Source organism: Microbacterium meiriae (assembly GCF_040685015.1).
In the GTDB taxonomy this organism is placed as follows: Bacteria; Actinomycetota; Actinomycetes; order Actinomycetales; family Microbacteriaceae; genus Microbacterium; species Microbacterium meiriae.
On the sequence record NZ_JBFBHD010000002.1, the window covers coordinates 287,611 to 311,905 of the forward strand.

Genomic DNA, 24,295 nt, shown 5'->3' on the forward strand with positions numbered 1-24,295 from the left:
CAGCATAAGGAAGCGGGGCCGGTGGATGGACCACCGACCCCGCTTCGACACGAGATGTGTCAGAGAGTGTTACTTCTCCCAGCCGACGTTCTCGACCGGCGTGACACCGAACAGGTCGAGACCGACGTAGGGCTCCGGCGTGAGGTTCGCCAGGCCGTTCTTGACCACGTAGATCGAGGGGCCGCTGTACAGCGGGATGAGGCCCCACGTCTGCTCGATGATCTTCGGCTCGAGGTCCATCGCCGCGGTGGTCCAGGACTCCGCGTCCTTCTGGCTCTCGACCTCGTCGGCGATCTGCTTGTCGATCTCCTCCGTGCCGGTCGCCGACAGGTTCAGACCGCTGTCCGAGCAGTAGAGCTGGCAGAACCAGGCCGGGCCGAACGGGTCGGAGTCGGTGAAGCGGAGCGAGACGACGTCCCAGTTCTTCGTGGTGAAGTCGCTGGAGAAGTCGGCGGAGGCGCGGACATCGATCTTGAGGTCGATGCCGATCTCCTTCTGCTGCGCCTGCAGCGACTTCGCGAGGGCCTCGATGGTCGGGTCCTCACCGAAGATCGGGAACGTGACGGAGAGCTTCTCGCCATCCTTCTCGCGGATGCCGTCCTCGCCCTCGGTCCAGCCGGCGTCGTCGAGGAGCTTCTTGGCGCCCTCGACGTCGTGCTTCAGACCGGCTTCGGCGAACGAGTCCTTGTAGCCGTCCTGGAACGAGTACAGGTTGAGCGAACCGGCGACCGGCTCCTCGTAGCCGAGGCCGTTCCACGCGATCTGCTTCTGCTGGTCGACGTTCACGCCGAGGAAGAACGCCTTGCGCACGTCGATGTCCTCGAACTGCGGCTTGTCGGCGTCGACGAGCAGGACCGTCTTGGCGGTCTGCTGCGCACGGCGGACGACGGTGTCGTCCACTTCCTGGACCTGCTTCAGGCGGTCGTTGGTGTTGGCGCCCACCATGTCGATCTCGCCGTTCTTGAAGGCGTTGATCGAGGCGTCGGGCTCCATGGCCGTGAAGGTGACCGTGTCGAGCAGCGGCGCGTTGCCCCACCACTCGGGGTTCGGCTTGAACGAGACGAAGCCGCCGTTCGCGTCGAACGTGTCGACGGTGTACGGGCCGGCGCCCCACTCGGGGTGCATGTTGCCGATGAAGGCCTCGTTGAACACGGCCGGGTCGGCGATGTCCGGGTGCAGGACGCCACCCGTGAGGAACGCCATGGACGGCCAGGCGTAGATGCCGTCGAACGTCACGACGGCGGTCTTCGCGGTGTCACCCTGCTCGACGGTCTTGATCTGCTTGTAGCCGTCGGTCGCGTTCGGGTTGAAGCCCTCGTCGTAGGAGCGGTTGGCCTTCCACGTGGCGTCGATGGACGTCCAGTCCATGTCGGTGCCGTCGTTGAAGTGCGCCTCGTCCTTGAACGTGAAGGTGATGGTCGTGTTGCCATCCTCCTCGCCGATCTCGTACGCATCGAGGTAGGCGTCGTTCTTCGTGACCTCGCCCTCCGGCGAGACCAGGAGGATCTGCGGCATGTACCACGACCACAGGCGAGCGGTGTCAGCACTGGCATCGCTGTTGAAGCCGTTCAGCTGCTCCGGGATCTCGTTGATGGGGAAGTTGACCTCGCCACCTTCCTGGAGGTTGCTGCGGTCCTGCGGGTTGTAGTCGGCGGTCTTGGTCTCGACCTTCTCGCCGTTGTCCCCGCCACCGGTGTTCCCGGAACCGCTCGCGCAGCCCGCGAGGGCGAGTGCGAGGGCGCCGCCGATCGCGACCGCCCCCAGCAACTTCTTGTTCTTCATGGTGCTCCTTTCGCCTTTCGGCGTTTCATAAAGGGAAGACTAGTTCGAGCTTTATCCCGGTACACCGCACTGCGGTGAATGCCGCCTAACCGTTATCGGACGGTGACCAGGAACGGGCGCATGGTTTCGGGTCAGACCGTCGCGGGCTTCGTCGACATCGTCTCGGCGTCGAAGACCACCCGCTCACGGGTGCGCTCGATGTCGGGATCCGGCACGGGGATCGCCGACAGCAGCGCCTTCGTGTACGGGTGCTGCGGGTCGTCGAAGACCTGGTCGACGTCGCCGTGCTCCACGAACTCGCCGAGGTACATCACGGCCACGCGGTCGGCGATGTGACGCACCACCGAGAGGTCGTGCGCGACGAAGAGGTACGAGAGCCCGAGCTTGGTCTTGAGTTCGTCGAGCAGGTTGATGACGCCGGCTTGGATCGAGACGTCGAGCGCGGACACCGGCTCGTCGAGCACGACGATCTTGGGGTTCGTCGACAGGGCCCGGGCGATGCCGATGCGCTGCCGCTGACCGCCCGAGAACGCCTGCGGGAAGCGGTCGCTGTGCGCGGGGTTGAGCCCGACGAGGTCCATGAGCTCGTCCACCCGCCGGTGCGCCTCCTCCTTGGGAGTGCCGATCGCGAAGAGCGGCTCCGAGATGATGTCGGCCACCGTCATGCGCGGGTCGAGGGCTCCCATCGGGTCCTGGAAGACGATCTGGATGTCGCGGCGCAGGGCGCGCTCGACCTTGCGGCTGTGGATGTCGTTGACACTGGTGCCGGCGATGACGATGTCGCCCTCGGTCTGCTTGACCATGTCCATGATCTGCAGCAGCGTCGTCGTCTTGCCCGAGCCCGACTCGCCGACGATGGCCATCGTCTCGCCCTCGCGCACGTCGAAGCTGATGCCCTTGATCGCCTGGACCTCGCCGACCTTGCGCTTCAAGAACGCGCCCTTGACCAACGGGAACGTCTTGCGGAGGTTCTTCACCTCGAGCGTGATCGGCCGCTCCTCACGCGGCGTCCGTGTGAGGTCGCTCTCCGGGACGGGGCGGACGGGGTAGACGGGCAGGCCACCGAGGAGGCCGCCGTCCTCGATCTCGTGCGCGCGGATGCAGGCCGCCTGATGCAGGTCGCCAGAGCCCGTCGGCACGGGGAGCAGCTCGGGCTCCTTGGCGCGGCAGGCGTCCATGACGATCGGGCAGCGGTCGGCGAACGGGCAGGCGTCCGGGAGGTTGATGAGCAGCGGCGGGTTCCCCTTGATGGGGGTCAGCGGCTCCTTCTCGGCCTTGTCCACGCGCGGGATGGCGCCGAGCAGACCGATCGAGTACGGCATGCGGGTCTTGTGGAACAGCTCGCGCACGGGCGCGTGCTCCACGGGCTTGCCGGCGTACATCACGAGCACGTCGTCGGCGGTGCGGGCGACCACGCCCATGTCGTGCGTGATCATGATCACCGCCGCGCCGGTCTCGTCCTGCGCCTTCTCGATGAGGTCGAGGATCTGCGCCTGGATGGTGACGTCGAGGGCCGTGGTGGGCTCGTCGCAGATGATGAGCTTCGGATCGTTGGCCATCGCGATGGCGATGACGACACGCTGCCGCATGCCTCCGGAGAACTCGTGCGGGAAGGACTTCATCCGCCGCTCGGGCTCGGTGATGCCGACGAGCTTGAGCAGCTCGACGGAGCGGTCCCAGGCGTCCTTCTTGGACAGGCCGCGGTGGACCGTGAGGGCCTCGATGAGCTGATCGCCGACCGTGTAGACCGGCGTGAGCGAGGTCAGCGGGTCCTGGAAGACCATCGACATGCCGTTGCCGCGGATGACCGACAGCTGCTTGTCGCTCATGCCGACGAGTTCCTTCCCGTCATACATGATCGAGCCGGTGACCTTGGCGTTCTCGTCGAGGAGACCCATGATCGCGAGCGAGGTCACGGACTTGCCGGAGCCGGATTCGCCGACGATGCCGAGGGTCTTGCCGGCTTCGAGGTCGAAGGAGACGCCGCGGACGGCGTCGACGCGGCCGGCCTCGGACGCGAAGCTGACCTTGAGGTCGCGGACGGAGAGGACGTTGGTCATGCGCGGCCTCCAGCAGCCGAGGTGGGATCGAGGGCGTCGCGCAGGCCGTCGGCGATGAGCGCCATCGACACGGTGAGCAGGGTCAGCGCCGCCGCCGGGAAGTAGAACAGCCAGGGCGCCGTGGTCAACGAGCTCGAGCCGGCGCCGATGAGGGCACCGAGCGACACGTCGGGGATCTTGACGCCGAAGCCCAGGAAGGACAGGCCCGTCTCCGTCACCACGGCGTTGACGACGCCGAGGGTGAAGTTGATGACGAGGAGAGAGCCGATGTTGGGCAGGAGGTGGCGGAGCACGATGCGCATGCCGCCGACGCCCATGTACCGGGAGGCACTGACGTACTCGCGCTCGCGGAGCGACAGGGCCATCGTCCAGATGACGCGGGCGGGGAAGTACCACCCGATCACGAAGATCATGATGAGGGCGATGACGCGCCAGTCGCCGCCAGCCTTGTTCGAGATCATCGCGAGGATGAGGAAGCTCGGGATCACCATCATGAAGTGGATGACCAGGAGCGAGATGCGCTCCGTCCAGCCGCCGAAGTAGGCCGCGGCCGTGCCGACGAGCGCGGACACGATCGTGACGCCGACGGAGACGGTGATGGCGATCATGAGCGACCGCTGCAGGCCGACGGCGACCTGGGCGAAGAGGTCGTTTCCGGCGTTGTTCGTGCCGAACCAGTGTTCCGCGGACGGGGGAGTGCTGAGGTTCAGGAAGTCGAGTTCGATGTGGTCGTACCGGGCGATGAAGGGCCCGAGGATGGCGAACAGCACGAGGACGACGAAGATCACGAGGCCGATGAGGGCTCCGCGGTTCCGGGAGAAGCGTCGCCAGTACAGCGTCCACTTCGACAGCCGCTTGGTGGCGACGCGGGTGGTCTCGGGGCCGGCGGTCTCCGGCTCCGGGTGGATGGTCGGGTCGAGCATGTCGGTGCTCATGTCAGCTCACTCTCACGCGCGGGTCGAGGACGACGACGGCGATGTCGGCGAGGATGGCGCCGATCGCCGTGAGGACCGCACCGAAGGCGGCGATCGCGACGGTTCCGTGGATGTCGTTCTTGGTGATGGTCTCGATGAAGTACCGGCCCATGCCGTTCCACGCGAAGATCGTCTCGGTCAGCACCGCTCCGGTGAAGATCGCGGGGATCGTGAAGGCGACCTGCGTGGCGACGGGGATGAGAGACGTCCGAAGTGCGTGCTTCCGGATGGCCTGCTGCTTGGTCAGGCCCTTCGCGCGGGCCGTCCGGACGTAGTCGGCGTTGATGTTGTCCAGGAGGAGCGATCGCTGCAGGAAGTGGATGCTGGCGTAGCCGGTGAGCACCAGCGCGATCGTCGGCAGCGTCAGGTGTTGCAACACGTCTATGAGCGTGGGGAAGAAACCCTCGACGCCTTGGCTCGCGTTGCCGGTCACGTAGAAGATGCGGGTACCGGTGGCGTTGTTCAGGCCGATCGCGAGGAGGACGATCGCGAAGGCCGCGACGACGATCGGGATGTTGAGCGTGATGATGCTCGTGGCCTGGCCGATGCGGTCGGCGAGCTTGTACTGCCGAGACGCGGTGTAGACGCCGAGCGCGATGCCGAGGACCGTCGTGAGGATCGTCGCCCCGAGGACGAGCTCTGCGCTGACCCACATGCGGTAGGCGACCTGCTCGTTGACGGAACCGCCGGTCGGGCTCACGCCCCAGTCCCAGCGGAGGAGGATGCCGGTGAACCAGGTCCACCACCGCTCGATGAGCGGGACGGTGTCGCTCAGGTTGCGGGGAGCGAGGGTGTTCACGATCTGCTCTTCGGTGAGCGGAGGGCGACGACCCACATAGTTGCTGCGCGGATCGAGGAAGCCCCACGCGAGGAAGTAGGTGAGGTTCGTCGCGACCACGATCATGAGCAGCCAGCCGAGGGCACGGCGCGCGAGGTACTTGATCAAGGGGGATTTGTCTTTCTCTTCTCCAGACGCGCTCGGGGTCTGCCGACGCAACGCTGAGCCGGGCGGATGATCGGGTGTCATCCGCCGTTCCGCGCGACGCGACAGCCCTCACGGAGTCTGTGACGGAGTCGTATCGCTTACGGGATCCGGTGTCACGGATTGATCCCGGGCAACTTCGGGAGACTATCACCGATACGCCCGAATGGGGATTATGAGAGCCCTCACCGTACAATCGACGGGACATGTCCCCACGCGCTCTCACCCCTCTTCAGCCTGCCGCGACGCCGGCTGCGCAGATCCGCAATTTCTGCATCATCGCCCACATCGACCACGGCAAGTCGACCCTGGCCGACCGCATGCTCCAGATCACCGGCGTGGTCGCGGAGCGGGACATGCGTGCCCAGTACCTCGACCGCATGGACATCGAGCGTGAGCGCGGCATCACGATCAAGAGCCAGGCGGTGCGGATGCCCTGGGCGCTCGCCCAGGCGCAGGGGGCCGACGAGGTCTTCGCGCTCAACATGATCGACACACCGGGTCACGTGGACTTCACGTATGAGGTGTCCCGGTCGCTGGCCGCGTGCGAGGGCGCCATCCTCCTCGTCGACGCCGCGCAGGGCATCGAGGCCCAGACGCTGGCCAACCTCTACCTCGCGCTGGAGAACGACCTCCACATCATCCCCGTCCTCAACAAGATCGACCTCCCGGCCGCCGATCCCGAGAAGTACGCGAAGGAGCTCGCGTCGCTCATCGGCGGCAAGCCCGAGGATGTGCTGCGGGTCTCCGGGAAGACCGGCATGGGGGTCGAGGATCTGCTCGACCGGATCGTTGAGGAGATCCCGGCTCCGGTCGGGGACGCGGACGCACCGGCGCGCGCCATGATCTTCGATTCCGTGTACGACGCCTACCGCGGCGTCGTCACCTACGTGCGGATGGTCGACGGCAGCCTCTCGCCCCGCGAGCGGATCCAGATGATGTCCACGGGCGCGAACCACGAGGCCCTCGAGGTCGGCGTGTCGAGCCCGGAGCCCACTCCCACCAAGGGTCTCGGCGTCGGCGAGGTGGGCTACCTCATCACCGGCGTGAAGGACGTGCGTCAGTCGAAGGTCGGCGACACGATCACGAACGCCCGCAAGCCCGCGGCGGAAGCTCTTCCCGGCTACACGGACCCCAAGCCGATGGTCTTCTCGGGTATCTACCCGATCGACGGCAGCGACTACGCGGAACTGCGCGAGGCGCTCGACAAGCTGAAGCTCTCCGATGCCTCGCTGCAGTACGAGCCGGAGACCTCTGTGGCTCTCGGGTTCGGATTCCGCTGCGGCTTCCTCGGCCTGCTGCACCTGGAGATCGTGACCGAGCGCCTCGCGCGGGAGTTCGGCCTCGACCTCATCACCACCGCGCCGAGCGTGATCTACGAGGTGCTCACGAGCGACACCGGCGAGACCGTCACCGTCACGAACCCGAGCGAGTACCCCGATGGGCGCATCGGCTCGGTGTCGGAGCCCATGGTCAAGGCAGCCATCCTGTTGCCCAAGGACTACGTCGGCACCGTCATGGAGCTGTGCCAGTCGCGTCGTGGCACGTTGCTCGGCATGGAGTACTTCTCCGAGGAGCGCGTCGAGCTGCGCTACAACATGCCGCTCGGCGAGATCGTGTTCGACTTCTTCGACCAGCTCAAGTCCAAGACGCAGGGCTACGCCTCCCTGGATTACGAGCCCTCGGGGCAGCAGGAGGCCGACCTCGTCAAGGTCGACATCCTGCTCCAGGGCGAGAAGGTCGACGCGTTCAGCTCGATCGTGCACCGTGACAAGGCGTACGCCTACGGCACGATGATGGCGGAGCGGCTGCGCAAGCTCATCCCTCGCCAGCAGTTCGAGGTGCCGATCCAGGCCGCGATCGGTGCCCGCATCATCGCTCGCGAGACGATCCGCGCGATCCGCAAGGACGTGCTCGCGAAGTGCTACGGCGGTGACATCACCCGTAAGCGCAAGCTCCTCGAGAAGCAGAAGGAGGGCAAGAAGCGCATGAAGATGGTGGGCCGCGTCGAGGTCCCCCAGGAGGCGTTCATCGCCGCTCTCTCCGGCGACGTCGAGACCAAGGACAAGAAGTAGCCCACGCCCGATGGGTCGCTGAGCCTGTCGAAGCGCGCCATCCTCAGGGGCTGCCCGCGCTGGGTCGCTGAGCCTCGGTGGGTCGCTGAGTCTCGGTGGGTCGCTGAGCCTCGGTGGGTCGCTGAGCTTGTCGAAGCGCACTGTACGAGGTCGACAACGACGGAAGGTCCTCCCACCGGCCCTCGATCAGCGCCATCTTCTTCCGACGGCTCCACCCCTGGATCTGCTTCTCCCGGAAGAAGGCGGCGTCGACGGTGTCGAAGTGCTCCGCGTACACCAGCGCCGCGGGTCTCCGGTTGCGAGTGAAGTTGGCGGAGAAGGCGTCGTCGTGGTTGTGCTCCCAGACGCGGGCTTCGAGGTCACCGTTCGTGCTGCCCGTGTAGAAACTGCCGTCTGCGCATTCGAGGATGTAGGTCCATGGCATCGGGCCATCATGGCGGAGGTGCGTGCGGCTTGGCCGGGGCGTGCGGAGATCCCTTCGACAAGCTCAGGGACCCAGCGGTGTGGAGGAGCCTTGGACTGAGTGTTGTGCGCCCTTCGACACGCTCAGGGACCCAGCCCTTCGACACGCTCAGGGATCCAGCCCTTCGACAGGCTCAGGGACCCAGCATCATCCGGGGGATGTGACGGCGTGCGGCGCGGGGGGTGTTCGCTCAGGGAACCCGAAGTAGGCTGGAACTCATGCGGCGCGGGACTTTCCGAGACGACACGGTGGACTATGCGGCCGTGGGTGCGACCCACGCCCCGGATCTGATGCAGTACCCGCCGGAGCGCAGCATCCCGGCGGAGGAATCCTGGCGCATCGGCAGCGGTGAGGAGCGTTTCCAGACGGCCGGCGAAGCCCTGCTCTCGTGGACGGCGCAGCGCGCCGCCGGGCTCTCCGTGGAAGACGTCCGTCCTGCTCCGGGTCCGGCGTACGCGGGCGTGAGCTTCGACGCCGAAGGGAACCCGATCGCGCCGAGCAAGCGCGACGTGGAGCCGCGGTACGACGCGGAGGGGATGCCCTTCGTGGGCGCGGGAATGACGCTCCACCTGCGCGGCCGTGTCGGTGGCATGCGCGCCGATTCGGAGCTGCGCGTGATCTCCGTCACCGAGGAGACCCGCCGGATCGGCTTCGTGCTGGGCACGGTGGGCGGATCCGTGGTCCGCGGCGAGGAGTCGTTCGATGTGGACTGGCGTGAGGACAACGACGAGGTGTGGTTCACCGTCCGCGCCTTCGACGCCCCGAACACGCTGCTCTATCGCCTCGTCCCCGCCCTCATGAAGCGCCGCCGTCGCGAGCTCTTCGCGCGCTACCTCCGCGCGATCTCCCCGCTCTACGCGACCCCGGTGTGATGGCGGGACCGCTTCCGCTCGGGGATCCCGCGCCGCCGGACGGGCGACTCCCTGCCGACCTCCCGATCTCCGCGGAGACGCCGTTCTCCGCCTACCTCCACATCCCGTTCTGCCGGGTGCGCTGCGGCTACTGCGACTTCAACACGTACACGTCCAGCGAGCTCCGCGGGGCGAAGCAGGAGGACTACGCGTCCACCCTCATCGGCGAGATCGCCCTCGCCCGCACCGTGCTGGAGGACGCCGGAGCGCTGCGGCCGATGGACACGGTGTTCTTCGGTGGCGGCACACCCACGCTGCTGCCGGCAGGCGATCTGGCGCGGATGCTGGGAGCGGCCACCGCGGCGTTCGGGCTCGCTCCGGGTGCCGAGGTGACGGTCGAGGCCAATCCCGACACGGTGACGCCGGAGGTCGCGCGCATCCTCGCAGAGGCGGGGGTCACGAGACTCTCCGTCGGCATGCAGTCGGCCGTCCCGCACGTGCTCGCCGCGCTCGATCGGACGCATCGGCCCGAGAACGTGCGCACCGCGGTCGCCGCCGCGAAGGACGCGGGCCTCGCCGTCAGCGTCGACCTCATCTACGGCGCGCCGGGGGAATCGCTCGCGGATTGGGAAGCATCCCTGGACGCCGCGCTCGCCCTGGAGTCCGACCACATCTCCGCGTACGCGCTCATCATCGAAGACGGCACGAAGCTCGCGCGGCAGATCCGTCGTGGCGAGGTGCCGACACCGGACGACGACCTGCAGGCGGACATGTACGAGATGGCGGACGAGCGCCTCGCCGCCGCCGGGTTCGAGTGGTACGAGGTCAGCAACTGGGCCCGCAGCGAAGGGCAGCGGTCGCGGCACAACCTCGCATACTGGCGGGGGAGCGACTGGTGGGGCTTCGGCCCCGGGGCGCACAGCCACGTGGCCGGGCTCCGGTGGTGGAACGTCAAGCACCCGGCGGCCTACGCACAGCGGCTGGCCGCCTCGTCCTCGCCGGCGGCAGGTCGCGAACGTCCCGACCAGGAGGCGCAGACGCTCGAGCGCATCCTCCTCCTCAGCCGCATCCGCGAAGGGATCGCGGTGACGGACGTCCCGGAGCGGAACAGGGACCGCGTCGCCGGGCTCATCGCCGACGGCCTGATCGATGCGCCGGCGGCGATCCGCGGTCGCGTGCAGCTCACGCTGCGCGGTCGCCTCCTCGCCGACGCGGTGGTGCGTGAGCTGACGGACTGAGCGACGCCGCCCGGGCCGTCCCGCCTTCGGAGAACTCCCGATCGCAGGAGGTAGGATTGGCACTCAGGGCGGCAGAGTGCCAGCACCCGGTCGGCGGGAAGGGGAACCCATGGTCACAGAGCGAGGGCTGCAGGTTCTCCGCGCGATCGTGCAGGACTACGTCGAGACGCACGAGCCCGTGGGCAGCCGTTCCATCGTCGACCGCCATTCCTTCGGTGTCTCGGCCGCGACGATCCGCAACGACATGGCGCAGCTGGAGGACGAAGAGCTGATCACGGCTCCGCACACGTCGTCCGGGCGCGTCCCCACGGACAAGGGCTACCGGGTGTTCGTGAATCACCTCGCCCAGCTCCGACCGCTCTCCACCGCGCAGCGCTCGGCCATCGAGTCGTTCCTCGCCGATCCGGCCGACCTCGATGATCTGATGGTCCGTACTGTCCGCGTGCTCACGCAACTCACCGGACAGGTCGCGCTGGCCCAGTACCCGTCGTTCGCGCGGGCCCACGTGACGCACGTCGAACTCGTGACGCTCGCTCCCAACCGGCTCCTCACGGTCCTGGTCACGGACGCCGGCGGGGTATCACAGCGGATCACCGCGCTGCCGGACACGATCGACGAAGCGGACCTCGCGGTGCTGCGCGCTCGACTGTCCGCCCTCATCACCGGGCAGGCGATCGCGGCGGCTTCCGACCGCCTGCAGGCACTCCTCGCCACGGAGGAGACCCCCCAGGACCGCGTTCTCCGCGCCGTCGCCGGAGTCGTGATCGACGAGCTCGGCGGCTTCCGGCAGGAGCGGCTCGTGATGGCGGGCGCGGCGACCCTGGCGCGACGGGAACAGGACTTCCGCGGCAGCATCCATCCCCTCCTCGAGGCCATCGAGGAGCAGGTCACGCTGCTGCGGCTGATGAGCGAGATGGTGCCGGACGAGCACGGCCTCGCGGCGAGCATCGGCACCGAGAACGCCTCCTTCGGGCTCGGCGAGGCGTCGATCGTGGCCAGCAACTACGCGGCACCCTCGGGGACCGCGCGGGTCGGTGTCATGGGACCGACCCGGATGGACTATCCGAGCAACCTCGCAGCGGCACGGGCGGTCGCCCGCTACCTGTCGCGGATGCTCGACGACGACGAGGCCGGCCGCTGAGGCGGCCCCACGGAAAACACGCGCAGAAAGGCGATTGTGGCGGACCACTACGAGGTTCTCGGGGTGTCCCGGGACGCTTCCACCGACGAGATCAAGAAGGCGTATCGGCGCCTGGCACGGCAGCTCCACCCGGACGTGAACCCGGGCGAGGAGGCCGCAGAGAAGTTCAAGCTGGTCACGCACGCCTACGACGTGCTCAGCGACGAGGAGTCGCGCCGCCGCTACGACATGGGCGGCGGTGACGGCGCGAACAACTTCGGCGGCGGCTTCGGCGGCTTCGGCGACATCTTCGAGACGTTCTTCGGCGCGTCCCAGGGCGGCGGCCGCGGCGCTCGTCCGCGGTCACGACGGGAGCGCGGGCAGGATGCCCTCGTCCGGGTCACCCTCGACCTGGGGGACGTGGTCTTCGGTGCGCACCGCGACATCGAGGTGGACACGGCTGTGCTCTGCGAGACCTGTCAGGGCTCGTGCTGCCAGGAGGGCACGTCGCCCGTCACCTGCGACATCTGCGGTGGCACCGGCCACGTGCAGCGTCAGGTGCGCAGCCTGCTCGGCAACGTCGTCACCTCTCAGCCCTGCGGCACCTGCGAGGGCTACGGCACGACCATCCCGTACCCCTGTGGCACCTGCGGCGGTCAGGGACGCGTCCGGTCGCGCCGCACGGTGTCCCTCGACATCCCGGCGGGCGTCGAGACCGGCCTGCGGCTGCAGCTCCCGGGTTCCGGCGAGGTCGGTCGCGCCGGTGGCCCGAACGGCGACCTGTACGTCGAGGTGACGGTCAACCCGCACCCCGCGTTCAGTCGGGACGGCGACGACCTGCTCGCCACGCTCGAGGTGTCCATGACCGACGCCATCCTGGGCACCGAGACCTCGATCGAGGGGCTCGACGGTGAGGTCGACCTGGAGATCCGCGCGGGCGTGCAGTCCGGCGACGTGCTGACCATCAAGGGACGGGGCATCACGCCGCTGCGCGGCACCCAGCGTGGCGATCTCCGCGTCGGTGTGCAGGTGGTCACCCCCACCAAGCTCGACTCCGCGCAGCGCAAGCTCATCGAGGACTTCGCGAAGAAGAACAAGGCGCCGGGCCCGCAGCTCGCGCAGTTCCAGCAGGGCCTGTTCTCCAAGCTGCGCGACCGGTTCCGTACCCACTGATCGTGGCGCTGCACTTCCTCGTCGAGTCCGCGGGTGACGCCGCGGTGGGCGGTCTCGTGTCACTGACGGGCGCCGAGGCCAAGCATGCGGCCGTCGTCCGGCGGCTGCGCGTCGGCGAGACGGTCACCGTCGGCGACGGTCGAGGCGTCTGGCTGACCGGCGTCGCCGAGGAGGTGTCACCGTCGCGCGTCGATGTCCGGATCGCCGAGCGCGTCGAGCACGAGCCGGCGACTCCGCGTCTCGTGCTCGTGCAGGCGCTCGCGAAGGGCGACCGCGACGAGCTCGCGGTGCAGGCGGCATGTGAACTGGGCGTCGACGAGATCGTGCCGTGGCAGGCGAGCCGGAGTGTGTCGCGCTGGGAGGGGCCGAAGGCGGTGAAGGGACGCGAGCGCTGGGCGACGATCGTCCGCGAGGCGGCCAAGCAGGCGCACCGGACCTGGGTGCCCGAGGTGGCCGCCCCCGAGTCGACCGCACAGCTTGCGGCGCGCGCGGCGACGCAGCGGGTGCTGCTGCTCGACCCGACCGCTCCCGCCCGGCTCTCCACGCTCGTTCCCGACGACCGTGACCTCGTGCTCGTGGTGGGTCCGGAGGGCGGGATGGCTCCGGAGGAGCTCGAGAAGCTCGCGGCGGCCGGCGCTGAGCGCGTCCTGCTCGGCGACACCGTGTTGCGCACCTCCACTGCGGGACCTGCCGCCATCGCCGTGCTCTCGGTGGCCCTCGGCCGCTGGTGACCGGCCGCGGCCCGCGTCCCCCCAGTAAGCTGAGAGCATGAGCGAACCCTCGATCTTCACGCGCATCCTCACCGGGGACATCCCGGGGGAGATCCTGCTCGACACCGGTCGCGTCTTCGCGATCCGCGACATCGATCCACAGGCGCCGCTCCATGTACTCGTCATCCCGAAGACCGAGGAGTACCGCGACGTGACCGCACTCGCAGCCGGGGATCCCGAGCTGCTGGCGGAGATGGTCGCCGCCGCCAAGCGCATCGCCGAGGAGCACGCCAACGGCGAGTACCGCCTCATCTTCAACAACGGCGCGAGTGTCGCGCAGTCCGTCTTCCACGTGCACGCCCATGTGCTCGGCAACCTCGAGGAGAACAAGCTCGTTGGCTTCTGACGATCAGGAAACCGTCACCGAAAGGCTCTACGCCGACGGTGTCGCGATGGTGCAGCTGCTCGGTCCCCAGGACCGGCTGCTGCGGATGCTGGAGCGGGAGCACCGCGACGTGCAGGTGCTCGTCCGCGGCAACGAGATCACGCTCACGGGTGAGCGCGAGGCCGTCGCCAAGGCCAAGAACCTCGTCGACGAGCTGCTCGCGATGACCAAGGCCGGCCACGACCTCGCCCCGAGCGACGTGTCCAGCTCTGCGCGCATGCTCCGCCAGGAGGGTGGCCCGCGTCCCAGCGAGGTGCTGGGCGAGGCGATCCTGTCCACGCGCGGCAAGGTCATCCGGCCGAAGACGCTCGGCCAGAAGGAGTACGTCGACGCGATCGAGGAGAACACGATCGTGTTCGGCATCGGTCCGGCGGGAACGGGCAAGACCTACCTGGCGATGGCGAAGGCCGTCCAGGCGCTGCAGCGCAAGGAGGTCACGCGCATCATCCTCACGCGTCCGGCGGTCGAGGCGGGGGAGCGCCTCGGGTTCCTCCCCGGCACGCTCACCGACAAGATCGATCCGTACCTGCGGCCGCTCTACGACGCGCTCAACGAGATGATGGACCCGGAGATCGTGCCGCGCCTGATGGCGACCGGGACCATCGAGGTCGCGCCGCTGGCGTACATGCGGGGGCGCACGCTCAACGACTCCTTCGTCGTGCTGGACGAGGCGCAGAACACCACGCCCGAGCAGATGAAGATGTTCCTCACCCGTCTCGGGTTCGGGACGAAGATGGTCGTCACCGGCGACATCACCCAGGTCGACCTCCCGCAGGGAGCCTCCGGTCTCCGCCTGGTCACCCGCGTGCTCGACGGCATCGACGACATCCACTTCTCCCGCCTGACCAGCGACGACGTGGTGCGGCACTCGCTGGTCGGTCGCATCGTCGACGCGTACAGCGAGTACGACGAGCGCCGCGTGGCGCAGCGCACCGAGCGCGAACAGGCGCACGAGTTCGCCAACCGTGCCGAGCGACGCGGTGCCCAGCGACCAGGACCACGCGATCGCATGCCGAAACGAGGGCTCTCATGATCGAGATCAACAACGAGTCGGCGATCGATGTCGACGAGACCGTGCTGCAGCGGCTGACCGACTTCAACCTCGCGCAGCTCCACGTCAGCGCGGACGCCGAGGTCGCCATCGTGCTCGTCGACGAGGGGGCGATGGAAGCGCTGCACGTGCAGTGGATGGACGAACCGGGCCCGACCGACGTCCTCAGCTTCCCGATGGACGAGCTCCGTCCCGGTACCGAGGACCGGCCGACGCCCCCCGGGCTGCTCGGCGACATCGTCCTCTGCCCGCAGGTCGCGGAGACGCAGGCGCAGGCCGCCGGCCACACGCTGATGGACGAGCTCATCCTGCTCACCACGCACGGACTGCTGCACCTTCTCGGCTTCGATCACGCGGAGCCGGATGAGGAGCGGGAGATGTTCGGTCTGCAGAAGCAGCTCATCCAGGGCTTCGCCGCGTCCGAGCGTCGCCGGCGATGACGGAGCTGCTGCTGCTCGTCGCCGCCGTGCTGCTGGTGGCGTTCGGCGGCCTCATGGCCGCGATCGACGCGGCATACGGCGTGACCTCCCGTGCCGGCCTGGCCGACATGGCGACCGAGGGCCGCCGTGCGAAGGCGCTGGAGCGGATCGCCGGCGACCTCGACGCGCACGTCAACGCGGTCGCCTTCATCCGCGTCCTCGCGGAGGTGACGGCTGCCGTGCTCGTCACCGTGGCGTTCACGATCGTCTTCGAGAACATCTGGTGGGCGATGCTCGCCGCCGCCATCCTGATGACCGGCATCACCTTCGTCCTCGTCGGGGCGAGTCCGCGGACCTTCGGGCATCAGCACGCCGAGAGCATGATCCGGGGGAGTGCGAACGTCGTCCGGGGATTGCGCATCATCCTCGGGCCGATCGCCCAGGGCCTCGTCGTCTTGGGCAACCGCGTCACCCCGGGGACCGGACGCAGCTCGTTCTCGAGCGAGGACCAGCTGCTGAGCATGGTCGACGAGGCCGCCTCGAACGACCTCATCGAGGAGGACGACCGCGACCTCATCCACTCGGTGTTCGACTTCACCGACCAGTTCGTCCGCGCGGTGATGGTGCCGCGGACCGAGATGGTCACCGTGGGCGCGGAGGCGACGACCGACGAGGCCATGTCGCTCTTCCTGCACCGCGGCGTGTCCCGGATGCCGGTCGTCGACGATGAGGCGGACGATGTCGTCGGGGTGCTCTACCTCAAGGACCTCGTGCAGTTCGCCTACCGCGACGACAGCGCCTGGCGCGCCGCCTCGATCCGTCCGATCGCTCGGCCTGCCACGTTCGTTCCCGAGTCGATGCGTGCGGAGACGCTGCTGCAGCAGATGAAGCGCGACGCGGTGCACGTGTGTCTCGTAATCGACGAGCACGGCGGCATCTCCGGCCTGGTGACGCTGGAGGACCTCATCGAGGAGCTCGTGGGGGAGATCTCGGACGAGTACGATCAGGTATCCGCCGAGTTCGTCGACCTGGGCGACGGCCGCTATCGCGTGAGCTCCCGGCTCTCGCTGGAGGACGTGGGCGATCTGTTCGGCCTGGAGCTCGAGGACGAGGACGTCGACTCCATCGGCGGTCTGCTCGGCAAGACGCTCGGCCAGGTGCCGCAGCCCGGTGCGACGGCCACCGTCCACGGCCTCGTACTCACCGGCGGGGCTTCCCGCGGGCGGGGCCGAGGGATCGCGACGGTGTTCGTGGAGCGGGCAGCAGAGCCCGAAGATGTGCAGGATGAAGGAGAACGGCGCGATGACTGAAGACACCCGGAGCGGGTTCGTGACCTTCGTCGGACGGCCGAACGTGGGCAAGTCGACGCTCACCAACGCCCTCGTCGGCGAGAAGATCGCCATCACGAGCGAGAAGCCGCAGACCACGCGTCGAGCGATCCGCGGCATCCTCAACCGCCCGGACGGACAGCTCGTCATCGTCGACACCCCCGGCATCCACAAGCCGCGCACGCTCCTGGGCGAGCGGCTGAACGACCTCGTCGAGCAGGTGCTGGGCGACGTCGATGTGATCGGCTTCTGCGTGCCCGCGACCGAGAAGGTCGGTCCCGGCGATCGCCGCATCGCCGCTTCGCTGGACGGCTACCCGCGCGCGCAGAAGATCGCCATCGTCACGAAGACCGACGCGGCCGGGCGCGATGAGATCACCGAGCGGCTGATGGAGGTGGACTCCCTCCGCGAGGACTGGGCCGCCGTGATCCCGCTGTCGGCGCTGACGCGCGATCAGCTCGAGGTGCTGGCGGACGAGATCCTGCAGCTCATGCCCGAGGGGCCCGCGCTCTACCCCGAGGGGGTCACCACGGACGAGTCGACGGAGGATCGCATCGCCGAGATCATCCGCGAGGCCGCCCTCGACGGCGTGCGCGATGAGCTCCCGCATTCGATCGCCGTCGTGGTCGACGACATCGCCCCGCGCGAGGACAGCGACCTCACCGACGTGCACGCCTCCATCGTGGTCGAGCGGGACAGCCAGAAGGCCATCATCATCGGCCACAAGGGCAAGCGCCTCCGCGACGTGGGTGCCCGCTCCCGCGCGGGGATCGAGGAGCTGCTCGGGACCCGCGTGTTCCTCGGGCTCCACGTCAAGGTCGCGAAGGAGTGGCAGCGCGATCCCAAGCAGCTCGGCCGGCTCGGGTTCTGACATGCAGGCCCGCAGGACGTCGGAGGCGGCGGGCAGACCGCCGACCCCACCGACATGATCGGCCGCGGCGAAGACCCGAGCTCGCTGCGGGACCAGATCTTCACACGAGTGTTCGACGAGCACTGGGCGACGGTGCGCCACCATATCGAGGGCGTCGTCCCCGACGACGACGAGGTGAGCGAGATCGTGTCGGAGGTCTTCCTCGCGGCGTGGTCGCGACTCCGACCGACGCGGCCCCCGGGGAGGGTCTGGCTGCTCCGGGAGACCGACCGTCGGTTGCGCGCGCGGTCCCGGCGCTCATCCACCGCCCACGGGGCGATCGACGCCGTGCACTCAGGGCTCTCCGGCGACCCCGAGACCCTCGGCGGATTCGGACGCCGCGAAGTGCTCAGGGCTTTGGGTGTCCTCAGTCCGCTGCAACGGCGTATCATCATGCTCACGTACTGGGATGGACTCGCGGTGGGGGAGATCGCGGAGCTGCTGCGCACTTCTGAGTCCCGGGTACGGAAGACGTTGGCTCGTGCCGAGGATCGGTTGCGAGAGACGCTGGGACTGGAGGGGACGGGGAATGCGTGATGAGTGACAATGCTCTGCTCGAGCGCGTGCTCGTCGAGGCCGATCCCGCGCGCACCCCGCGGGACGCCCCCCCGGACGCGCGCGCCATCGCCGCGCGTGATCGCATCATCCGATCTGCTCGTGCGCCGCGACGACGGCGTGCCAGGACGATCGGCTGGGCAGCGGGCCTCACGGCCGTCGCGGCGTCCGCCGCGGTGGCTTTCGGCGTCCTCCTCCCGCAAGGAGCCGCCGTCGCGGGAGCGCCGTCTCCGCTCGTGTTCGAGGCGGCCGGCTCGCTGAGCGATACGGTGGCCGCGGCGGAGGCGGACCTCGAGGTCTTCAGTCCACCGGCGGAACCCGAGCGCTCGACGCGCACGGCGTTCTGGTCGTACAACGTCGAGGTCGACACCGAACGGGCCGAGGTCGTTCCGCAGTTCGCGACCTTCACCTGGGAGGAAGACCTCTCGGGAGAGGCCGTCGCCATCAACGGTGAGCCGTATGCGCCAACGGATGCGGTGGCGAACGGACAGGCCGAGGTGAAGAGCACGGGCGAGGTGGCATCCCGCGTCGTCCTCGCTCCGGGCGAGTTCGTCACTCCTGTCGTCGACGTCCCGGGCGATTCCGCCGCGGACGTGCGGTCGCTGCTGGTCGCCTTCGACATGCCCGAGCAGCCGACCGCGTTCGAGGCGGTCACGGCGATCACCTCCGTCTTCGGGCAGTGGACGCTGACGAACGCGCAGCACGCCGAGTTGCTGACTCTGATCGAGGAGTCCGGGGGCGCGGAGGCTCTGGGGACGACGAACGATCGCCTCGGCCGCCCGGTCGCCGGGATCCGTGTCATCTCCGCGGACGGCGTCGTCCGTGACGACGTGCTCGTATCGCTCGACACCGGCCGCATCGTGGGCCTCGAACGGACGGTGCTCAAGGACGACGGGGTGTTCCCCGCAGGGGCGATCGTCGACTACCGGATGTGGGACATCGACGAGGAGATGCTGCGATGACACGGCTGCGCATCGCCGTCGTGGTCGGACTGGCGCTGGTGCTGACCGGAGCAGGCGGTCCCGTCGCCGCGGCCACCGCTGAGGAGCCGACGCTCGACCCGTTGATGGTGCGCATCCTCGACGAGGTGCCCGGTGGCGTGGTGGTCGACGCCGGCAGCGCCGTCTGGCCGAAGCTCGACATGGAGTACACCTCGAACACCGGGACCGTCCGCACGATGGCGCGTGCGGTCGGGAACTGTGCGACCGGTCGCATCTGCGCGTACCGGGAGCTCAATCGCGTCGGCGCCATGCTGAGCTGGGGAAGCTGCACGACCATCGCGATCCCGTCGTCCTTCGCGACGAAGTCGGCGGCGAACGCCCGCACCTCCGGTTACATGCAGGTCCGGAACGGCAGCTCGGTCCTGGCGACGGTCTCCGCCAACGCGTGGAGCAACGTCTCCGGTTCCGCGACCAACATCCGCTGCTTCCTCTGAGCGTGCGTAGCGGCGATGCGGGCGAGAAGGTCGGATCGAGGGATAGGTCGATGAGTCGTGGCCGCGTTGCTGTCGCGTGCTGCATGTAGCCGATGCCGACGGAGGACCGTTCGAGTGAAGCGGGGCTTTCTCCGCGCTGCGGCCACCGGACTGACAGTGCTGGGTGTGGCGGCGTCGGCGGGGTGCGTGCCCACACGCCCCGTCTTCCTGGAGCCGGTGGCACTGACGGTCGTCGACGACCAGTTCGCGTGGGTGCATTGCCTCGACGAGCCCTGGGAGATCGACTACATCTCCACAGCGCTCCGTGAAGAATGGGGAGTTGAAGAGGAGATCGTGCTCTTCTCGGCGACTGCCGATGAGGGAGGAGCGGTGGAAGTCCTGCCCGCTGAACCGATTCTCCCCGACACCTTTCCCGACTTCTCCGTGACCAGCAGCCACGCGTATCCCGTGTCGAGTCTGGAAGGGCCCGTCACCGTGTACGTCATACTCTCCGGGGTCGACCACCGCGCGGAGATGTCGTTCAAGGACGTTGCTGTCGAGGCCCTCGTTGAAGGTTCGTACGTCGACCACTCCGGGGAGGTGACCACTGAGCCCTGCGGCGGAGCAGGTTCTGTGCCGAACGCAACGCGCCGTCATGCTCCCGCGGGCGCATGATGGAAGCGAGGATGAAGGGTGGAATCATGGCGACGCACTGGGTGGCGACGGCGGCGGGATCTCCCGAGTCGTGGGAGTTCGAGGAGTACGAGGCCGCGGCGCCGGGCAAGGGTGAGGTCACGATCCGCGTCCGGGCCGCGGGGGTGAATCCGGCCGACGCGAAACATGTCGCTGCCGCTCGACCAGGGCTCGAGTTCCCGGTGCCGATCGGCTACGAGGTCTCGGGTGAGCTCGCGGCGATCGGCCCCGCGACCCGCATCGGTTCCGGTGAGGCCGAGGTCGGCGATGAGGTCGTGGCGTTCCGCGTGCGGGGCGGTTACGCGACCGAGGTTACGGTGCCCGCGGCGAAGGTGTTCGCGAAGCCGTCCACGCTCACCCACCCGGAAGCGGCCAACCTCCTGCTCGTCGGCACGACGGCCGCGGAGATGCTCGCCGTCACCGGGGCGTCGCCGGGGGAGACGGTTTTGCTGCACGGGGCGTCGGGCGCGGTCGGTGTCAGCGTGCTGCAGCAAGCGCGGCTCCGGGACGTCCGGGTCATCGGCACCGCCAGCCCCGAACGCTTCGACGAGGTGCGGCGTTTCGGCGGGGTCCCGGTGGCCTACGGGCGGGGCCTCGCTGATCGGGTACGAGCGCTGGCCGACGGACCGATCGCCGCGGCTCTGGATGCGGTGGGCACCGACGAGGCGATCGACGTGTCCCTCGCCCTGGTGTCCGATCGCCGCCGCATCGTCACGATCGCGAACTTCGCGCGGGCATCGGCCGACGGGTTCCTCGCGATCGCGGGGTCGATGCCGGACAGTGCACGATTCCGCGACGAGGTGCGCAGCGAACTCGTCGCCCTGGCGCAGAACGGCGACCTGGTGGTTCCGCTCGCGCGCACGTTCCCGCTCGCCGAGGCGCCGGCCGCGCACCGGCTCCTCGCCACAGGGCACCCGGGCGGCAAGCTCGCGCTGGTCACCGACGCCTAGTCGATCTCGCGGAGCGCGGACGTGACGATGACCACGTCCTCGCCGTACTCGGCGTCGACCGCGTCCTGCAGCGTCCCGTCATCCCAGACGACCTGGAGCCACACGTAGCCGCGGTCCGTCGACACGGCGAGCGCATCCGCGCCGAGGCGTCCGGCGATGTCGTTCTGCACGCGGTCGAGCTCATCCGCCGTGCTCGCGCCGTCCGCGCCGTCGGTCGGATCCTCCGGAGCCATCGGATCGTAGAGCGCGAGGAGGGCGGGCGGTGCGGTCACCGTGAATCGCTCGCCGTCCCAGGTGCCGGTGACCGCGTACGCCCCCCAGTGCGTCTCCCCGGACGCCTCGCTGCCGTCCACACCGTCCCAGCTCCACTCGTCGAGCGCGACTCCGTCGCACTGCGGCGGATACGACTCGCGGATCGCACCGAGACACAGCCGGACCTCCCCGGATTCGTCGAGGACCGTTCCCGTGGCGACCACGGTTCCCTCCGGCGGCGCGGGCTCCGCCTCTTCCAGGCGGGAGTCCGACGGGACCATCGTGCTGGTCGGCGGCGACGATGCTCCTGGGCTCGCGGCGCAGCCGGCCAGCAGCAACAGCGCCGACACGACGCCGACGGCGAGGAGGGGACGGTCGCGGAAGGTGCTCATACCGACCAGTGTCGCGCGCACTCGCATCGTCTCGGGGCGTCCAAACACCCGCGGCTTCCCTGCTAGCATGACCACATGCCTTTCGGCGGTCTGCTTCTTCTTAGCTGCCGCGACGAGTCCTAAAGCTAGGGCCTTCCTCGTCGCGGCGCTTGTGTTGGCCCGTTCATCTTGACGAAGAGAAGAAGCCCCATCATGCAGAACACTCAGCGCCCGTCCGCGATGCCGATCCACAAGTACCGGCCGTTCCACGAGCAGATCACCGTCCACCTGCCTGACCGCACATGGCCTGATGCCCGCATCACCGAGGCCCCGCGCTGGTGCGCGGTGGACCTCCGCGACGGCAACCAGGCCCTCATCGACCCGATGTCGCCCGAGCGCAAGCGCGTCATGTTCGAGCTGCTCGTCAGCATGAGCTACAAGGAGATCGAGGTCGGCTTCCCGTCGGCGAGCCAGACCGACTTCGACTTCGTGCGCCAGCTCATCGAGGAGAACGTCATCCCGGATGACGTCACGATCCAGGTCCTGACGCAGGCGCGCGAGCACCTGATCGCTCGCACCTACGAGGCGATCGCGGGAGCCAAGCAGGCCATCGTGCACCTCTACAACTCCACGAGCGTGTTGCAGCGCGAGGTGGTCTTCCGCACCGACAAGCAGGGCATCATCGACATCGCGCTCGAGGGCGCTCGGCTGTGCCGCCGGTTCGAGAAGACCATCCCCGACACGCAGGTGTACTACGAGTATTCCCCGGAGAGCTACACCGGCACCGAGCTGGAGTTCGCGGTCGACGTCTGCAACCAGGTCATCGAGATCTTCGAGCCCACGCCGGACCGCAAGGTGATCATCAACCTCCCCGCGACGGTGGAGATGGCGACGCCGAACATCTACGCCGACTCGATCGAGTGGATGAGCCGTCACCTCGCCCACCGCGAGAACGTCATCCTGTCGCTGCACCCGCACAACGACCGCGGCACCGCGATCGCCGCGGCGGAGCTGGGCTACATGGCCGGCGCCGACCGTATCGAGGGCTGCCTGTTCGGCAACGGCGAGCGCACCGGCAACGTCGACCTCGTCGCGCTGGGCATCAACATGTTCACGCAGGGCATCGACCCGCAGATCGACTTCAGCGATATCGATCAGGTCAAGCGGACGGTCGAGTACTGCAACCAGCTGCCGGTGCCGGAGCGCAGCCCGTGGGCCGGCGACCTCGTCTTCACCGCGTTCAGCGGTTCGCACCAGGACGCCATCAAGAAGGGCTTCGAGGCCATGGCCGCCAAGGCCGAGGCGCAGGGCGTGACGGTCGACGAGATCGAGTGGGCCGTGCCGTACCTGCCCGTCGACCCGAAGGACCTCGGCCGCTCGTACGAGGCCGTCATCCGCGTGAACTCCCAGTCGGGCAAGGGCGGGGTCGCGTACCTGCTCAAGTCCGATCACGCGATCGACCTGCCGCGCAAGCTCCAGATCGAGTTCTCCGGGGTCGTGCAGGCCAAGACGGATGCCGAGGGCGGAGAGGTCACCAGCGAGCAGATCTGGTCGATCTTCACGGACGAATACCTGCCCGCCGCCGACACCGAGGCCAAGTGGGGGCGGTTCGAGCTGCTCGCCACGCAGACCAGGAGCGACATGTCCGGTGACGTGGTGCTCGACGTCGTGCTGCGGGACGACGACCAGGAGGTCTCGGTGTCTGGCAACGGCAACGGTCCGGTCGCGGCGTTCGTCGAGGTGCTCCGGGGCCAGGGCTTCGACATCACGGTCTACGACTACGTCGAGCACGCTCTCAGCGCCGGCGGCGACGCGCAGGCCGCGGCCTACGTCGAGCTGCAGGTCGGCGACCAGCGCCTGTGGGGAGTCGGCATCGACGGCGACATCTCGACCGCGTCGCTCAAGGCGATCGTGTCCGGCGTGAACCGCTCGATCCGCAGCCGTCAGCAGGAGCTGGCTGCCGTCTGATCTTCCTTCGAATCGCGCGATTGGTCGTATCCGGCCGCCGGATGGGACCAATCGCGCGATTCGAAGGAGGGGGTCAGTCCACCCACTGCACCAGCTGCCAGATGAGGCCGTTGGGATCGGCGAACTGGCAGTAGCGTTCGCCCCATGGCTCGGTCTCGGGAGCGGTGACCACCCGCGCACCCGCGGCGGCGATGCGGGCGAACTCCCGGTCGATCTCGTCGACGACGAAGACGATCAGGGTGCCTTGACCGGCGGATCCGGCGATCTCCTCCGGACGGAACGTCGTGAGCCCGGTCTCGAGGAAGATGACGTTCGGGACGGGTCCCGGGTGCTGCAACGAGACGAAGCCCTCCGCGGACATCGCCTCCTCGAAGCCGAAATGCGTCATGGCGAAGGCGGCGGAGGCCGCCACGTCGGGGACGTTGAGCGAGAGGGCGGTCTGAGTGATGTTCACGATGCTCCATTCCAAAAGTCTGTACAGCGTACAGGGTTAAGTCCGGAGCGGTCTAGG

24 protein-coding genes are annotated in these 24,295 nt (G+C 68.4%); 17 read left to right on the plus strand and 7 right to left on the minus strand.

All coding sequences use genetic code 11. The features are described 5' to 3' along the window. Positions 1-69: 69 nt before the first annotated feature. The 4 genes from AB0N68_RS09875 to AB0N68_RS09890 form a co-directional block, all read right to left on the minus strand. Positions 70-1,782: an ABC transporter family substrate-binding protein gene (locus AB0N68_RS09875; RefSeq protein WP_187661673.1), complete on the minus strand. Its 1,713-nt coding sequence runs from the start codon at positions 1,780-1,782 to the stop codon at positions 70-72. A 131-nt stretch (positions 1,783-1,913) separates the two neighbouring features. Continuing rightward, positions 1,914-3,842: an ABC transporter ATP-binding protein gene (locus AB0N68_RS09880; protein ID WP_187661672.1), complete on the minus strand. Its 1,929-nt coding sequence runs from the start codon at positions 3,840-3,842 to the stop codon at positions 1,914-1,916. After that, entirely contained in the window at positions 3,839-4,777 is a 939-nt protein-coding gene (locus tag AB0N68_RS09885) for an ABC transporter permease (RefSeq protein ID WP_062766635.1), read from the minus strand. Before AB0N68_RS09885 ends, AB0N68_RS09880 begins: the two co-directional genes overlap by 4 nt. 1 nt (position 4,778) lies before the next feature. Further along, on the minus strand, positions 4,779-5,762 hold the full coding sequence (locus AB0N68_RS09890) for an ABC transporter permease (protein WP_101845332.1): 984 nt from the start codon (positions 5,760-5,762) through the stop codon (positions 4,779-4,781). 242 nt (positions 5,763-6,004) lie between these two features. Here AB0N68_RS09890 and lepA point away from each other — a divergent pair, with 242 nt between their 5' ends. After that, complete coding sequence (gene lepA / locus AB0N68_RS09895; protein WP_259952209.1) at positions 6,005-7,873, plus strand: translation elongation factor 4; 1,869 nt, start codon at positions 6,005-6,007, stop codon at positions 7,871-7,873. A 43-nt stretch (positions 7,874-7,916) separates the two neighbouring features. On the opposite strand, the gene AB0N68_RS09900 is transcribed toward lepA, so the two are convergent. After that, on the minus strand, positions 7,917-8,297 hold the full coding sequence (locus AB0N68_RS09900; protein ID WP_280564281.1) for a GIY-YIG nuclease family protein: 381 nt from the start codon (positions 8,295-8,297) through the stop codon (positions 7,917-7,919). Between the two features lie 257 nt (positions 8,298-8,554). On the opposite strand from AB0N68_RS09900, the gene AB0N68_RS09905 reads away from it, so the two are divergent. The 15 genes from AB0N68_RS09905 to AB0N68_RS09975 all read left to right on the plus strand — a co-directional run bounded on the left by AB0N68_RS09905 (position 8,555) and on the right by AB0N68_RS09975 (position 21,193). Then, a complete protein-coding gene (locus AB0N68_RS09905) occupies positions 8,555-9,208 on the plus strand; it encodes a DUF1990 domain-containing protein (RefSeq protein ID WP_187661669.1) in 654 nt (217 codons plus the stop codon). Then, positions 9,208-10,425 (plus strand): radical SAM family heme chaperone HemW, encoded by a 1,218-nt coding sequence (gene hemW / locus AB0N68_RS09910; protein ID WP_187661668.1) that lies wholly within the window; start codon positions 9,208-9,210, stop codon positions 10,423-10,425. The genes AB0N68_RS09905 and hemW overlap by 1 nt, the downstream gene beginning before the upstream one ends. A 109-nt stretch (positions 10,426-10,534) precedes the next feature. Beyond that, entirely contained in the window at positions 10,535-11,566 is a 1,032-nt protein-coding gene (hrcA, locus tag AB0N68_RS09915; protein ID WP_280564282.1) for a heat-inducible transcriptional repressor HrcA, read from the plus strand. Positions 11,567-11,602: 36 nt separating this feature from the next. Beyond that, on the plus strand, positions 11,603-12,718 hold the full coding sequence (gene dnaJ, locus AB0N68_RS09920) for a molecular chaperone DnaJ (RefSeq protein ID WP_280564284.1): 1,116 nt from the start codon (positions 11,603-11,605) through the stop codon (positions 12,716-12,718). Between the two features lie 2 nt (positions 12,719-12,720). Next, complete coding sequence (locus AB0N68_RS09925; RefSeq protein ID WP_280564286.1) at positions 12,721-13,449, plus strand: 16S rRNA (uracil(1498)-N(3))-methyltransferase; 729 nt, start codon at positions 12,721-12,723, stop codon at positions 13,447-13,449. Between the two features lie 37 nt (positions 13,450-13,486). Next, positions 13,487-13,834, plus strand: a complete 348-nt coding sequence (locus tag AB0N68_RS09930) for an HIT domain-containing protein (RefSeq protein ID WP_101845350.1) — start codon at positions 13,487-13,489, stop codon at positions 13,832-13,834. Between the two features lie 46 nt (positions 13,835-13,880). After that, complete coding sequence (locus AB0N68_RS09935; protein WP_232089241.1) at positions 13,881-14,906, plus strand: PhoH family protein; 1,026 nt, start codon at positions 13,881-13,883, stop codon at positions 14,904-14,906. Further along, entirely contained in the window at positions 14,903-15,364 is a 462-nt protein-coding gene (gene ybeY / locus AB0N68_RS09940; protein WP_025103688.1) for an rRNA maturation RNase YbeY, read from the plus strand. The genes AB0N68_RS09935 and ybeY overlap by 4 nt, the downstream gene beginning before the upstream one ends. Beyond that, positions 15,361-16,653 (plus strand): hemolysin family protein, encoded by a 1,293-nt coding sequence (locus tag AB0N68_RS09945; RefSeq protein ID WP_259952213.1) that lies wholly within the window; start codon positions 15,361-15,363, stop codon positions 16,651-16,653. Before ybeY ends, AB0N68_RS09945 begins: the two co-directional genes overlap by 4 nt. Next, a complete protein-coding gene (gene era, locus AB0N68_RS09950) occupies positions 16,646-17,542 on the plus strand; it encodes a GTPase Era (protein WP_187661663.1) in 897 nt (298 codons plus the stop codon). Before AB0N68_RS09945 ends, era begins: the two co-directional genes overlap by 8 nt. Before the next feature lie 54 nt (positions 17,543-17,596). Beyond that, complete coding sequence (locus AB0N68_RS09955; RefSeq protein WP_280564293.1) at positions 17,597-18,118, plus strand: RNA polymerase sigma factor; 522 nt, start codon at positions 17,597-17,599, stop codon at positions 18,116-18,118. After that, positions 18,118-19,098, plus strand: a complete 981-nt coding sequence (locus AB0N68_RS09960) for a hypothetical protein (protein ID WP_280564295.1) — start codon at positions 18,118-18,120, stop codon at positions 19,096-19,098. Before AB0N68_RS09955 ends, AB0N68_RS09960 begins: the two co-directional genes overlap by 1 nt. Further along, the gene (locus AB0N68_RS09965) at positions 19,095-19,571 is read left to right on the plus strand and encodes a hypothetical protein (protein WP_280564297.1); all 477 of its coding nucleotides are present in this window, start codon (positions 19,095-19,097) and stop codon (positions 19,569-19,571) included. Before AB0N68_RS09960 ends, AB0N68_RS09965 begins: the two co-directional genes overlap by 4 nt. 165 nt (positions 19,572-19,736) lie before the next feature. Continuing rightward, positions 19,737-20,225, plus strand: coding sequence for a hypothetical protein (locus tag AB0N68_RS09970; protein WP_363332631.1), 489 nt, complete (start codon positions 19,737-19,739; stop codon positions 20,223-20,225). 26 nt (positions 20,226-20,251) lie between these two features. After that, complete coding sequence (locus tag AB0N68_RS09975) at positions 20,252-21,193, plus strand: quinone oxidoreductase family protein (protein ID WP_259952217.1); 942 nt, start codon at positions 20,252-20,254, stop codon at positions 21,191-21,193. Here AB0N68_RS09975 and AB0N68_RS09980 read toward each other — a convergent pair. Then, positions 21,190-21,837, minus strand: coding sequence for a hypothetical protein (locus AB0N68_RS09980; RefSeq protein ID WP_280564302.1), 648 nt, complete (start codon positions 21,835-21,837; stop codon positions 21,190-21,192). The two genes, AB0N68_RS09975 and AB0N68_RS09980, sit on opposite strands and share 4 nt — an antisense overlap. A gap of 192 nt (positions 21,838-22,029) precedes the next feature. Between AB0N68_RS09980 and leuA the strand changes: the two genes are divergently transcribed. Then, entirely contained in the window at positions 22,030-23,784 is a 1,755-nt protein-coding gene (leuA, locus tag AB0N68_RS09985; protein ID WP_363332632.1) for a 2-isopropylmalate synthase, read from the plus strand. Positions 23,785-23,857: 73 nt separating this feature from the next. Here leuA and AB0N68_RS09990 read toward each other — a convergent pair whose 3' ends face one another. Beyond that, complete coding sequence (locus AB0N68_RS09990) at positions 23,858-24,238, minus strand: VOC family protein (protein WP_280564306.1); 381 nt, start codon at positions 24,236-24,238, stop codon at positions 23,858-23,860. Positions 24,239-24,295: the final 57 nt, after the last annotated feature.

Excerpts from the sequence above, each read along its gene's own strand:
- AB0N68_RS09875 (WP_187661673.1), bottom strand. The coding sequence starts at position 1,782 with ATGAAGAACAAGAAGTTGCTGGGGGCGGTCGCGATCGGCGGCGCCCTC.
- AB0N68_RS09880 (WP_187661672.1), bottom strand. The coding sequence starts at position 3,842 with ATGACCAACGTCCTCTCCGTCCGCGACCTCAAGGTCAGCTTCGCGTCC.
- AB0N68_RS09885 (WP_062766635.1), bottom strand. The coding sequence starts at position 4,777 with ATGAGCACCGACATGCTCGACCCGACCATCCACCCGGAGCCGGAGACC.
- lepA (WP_259952209.1), top strand. The coding sequence starts at position 6,005 with ATGTCCCCACGCGCTCTCACCCCTCTTCAGCCTGCCGCGACGCCGGCT.
- AB0N68_RS09900 (WP_280564281.1), bottom strand. The coding sequence starts at position 8,297 with ATGCCATGGACCTACATCCTCGAATGCGCAGACGGCAGTTTCTACACG.
- AB0N68_RS09905 (WP_187661669.1), top strand. The coding sequence starts at position 8,555 with ATGCGGCGCGGGACTTTCCGAGACGACACGGTGGACTATGCGGCCGTG.
- hemW (WP_187661668.1), top strand. The coding sequence starts at position 9,208 with ATGGCGGGACCGCTTCCGCTCGGGGATCCCGCGCCGCCGGACGGGCGA.
- hrcA (WP_280564282.1), top strand. The coding sequence starts at position 10,535 with ATGGTCACAGAGCGAGGGCTGCAGGTTCTCCGCGCGATCGTGCAGGAC.
- AB0N68_RS09930 (WP_101845350.1), top strand. The coding sequence starts at position 13,487 with ATGAGCGAACCCTCGATCTTCACGCGCATCCTCACCGGGGACATCCCG.
- AB0N68_RS09935 (WP_232089241.1), top strand. The coding sequence starts at position 13,881 with ATGGTGCAGCTGCTCGGTCCCCAGGACCGGCTGCTGCGGATGCTGGAG.
- ybeY (WP_025103688.1), top strand. The coding sequence starts at position 14,903 with ATGATCGAGATCAACAACGAGTCGGCGATCGATGTCGACGAGACCGTG.
- AB0N68_RS09945 (WP_259952213.1), top strand. The coding sequence starts at position 15,361 with ATGACGGAGCTGCTGCTGCTCGTCGCCGCCGTGCTGCTGGTGGCGTTC.
- era (WP_187661663.1), top strand. The coding sequence starts at position 16,646 with ATGACTGAAGACACCCGGAGCGGGTTCGTGACCTTCGTCGGACGGCCG.
- AB0N68_RS09955 (WP_280564293.1), top strand. The coding sequence starts at position 17,597 with ATGATCGGCCGCGGCGAAGACCCGAGCTCGCTGCGGGACCAGATCTTC.
- AB0N68_RS09960 (WP_280564295.1), top strand. The coding sequence starts at position 18,118 with ATGAGTGACAATGCTCTGCTCGAGCGCGTGCTCGTCGAGGCCGATCCC.
- AB0N68_RS09965 (WP_280564297.1), top strand. The coding sequence starts at position 19,095 with ATGACACGGCTGCGCATCGCCGTCGTGGTCGGACTGGCGCTGGTGCTG.
- AB0N68_RS09975 (WP_259952217.1), top strand. The coding sequence starts at position 20,252 with ATGGCGACGCACTGGGTGGCGACGGCGGCGGGATCTCCCGAGTCGTGG.
- AB0N68_RS09980 (WP_280564302.1), bottom strand. The coding sequence starts at position 21,837 with ATGAGCACCTTCCGCGACCGTCCCCTCCTCGCCGTCGGCGTCGTGTCG.
- leuA (WP_363332632.1), top strand. The coding sequence starts at position 22,030 with ATGCAGAACACTCAGCGCCCGTCCGCGATGCCGATCCACAAGTACCGG.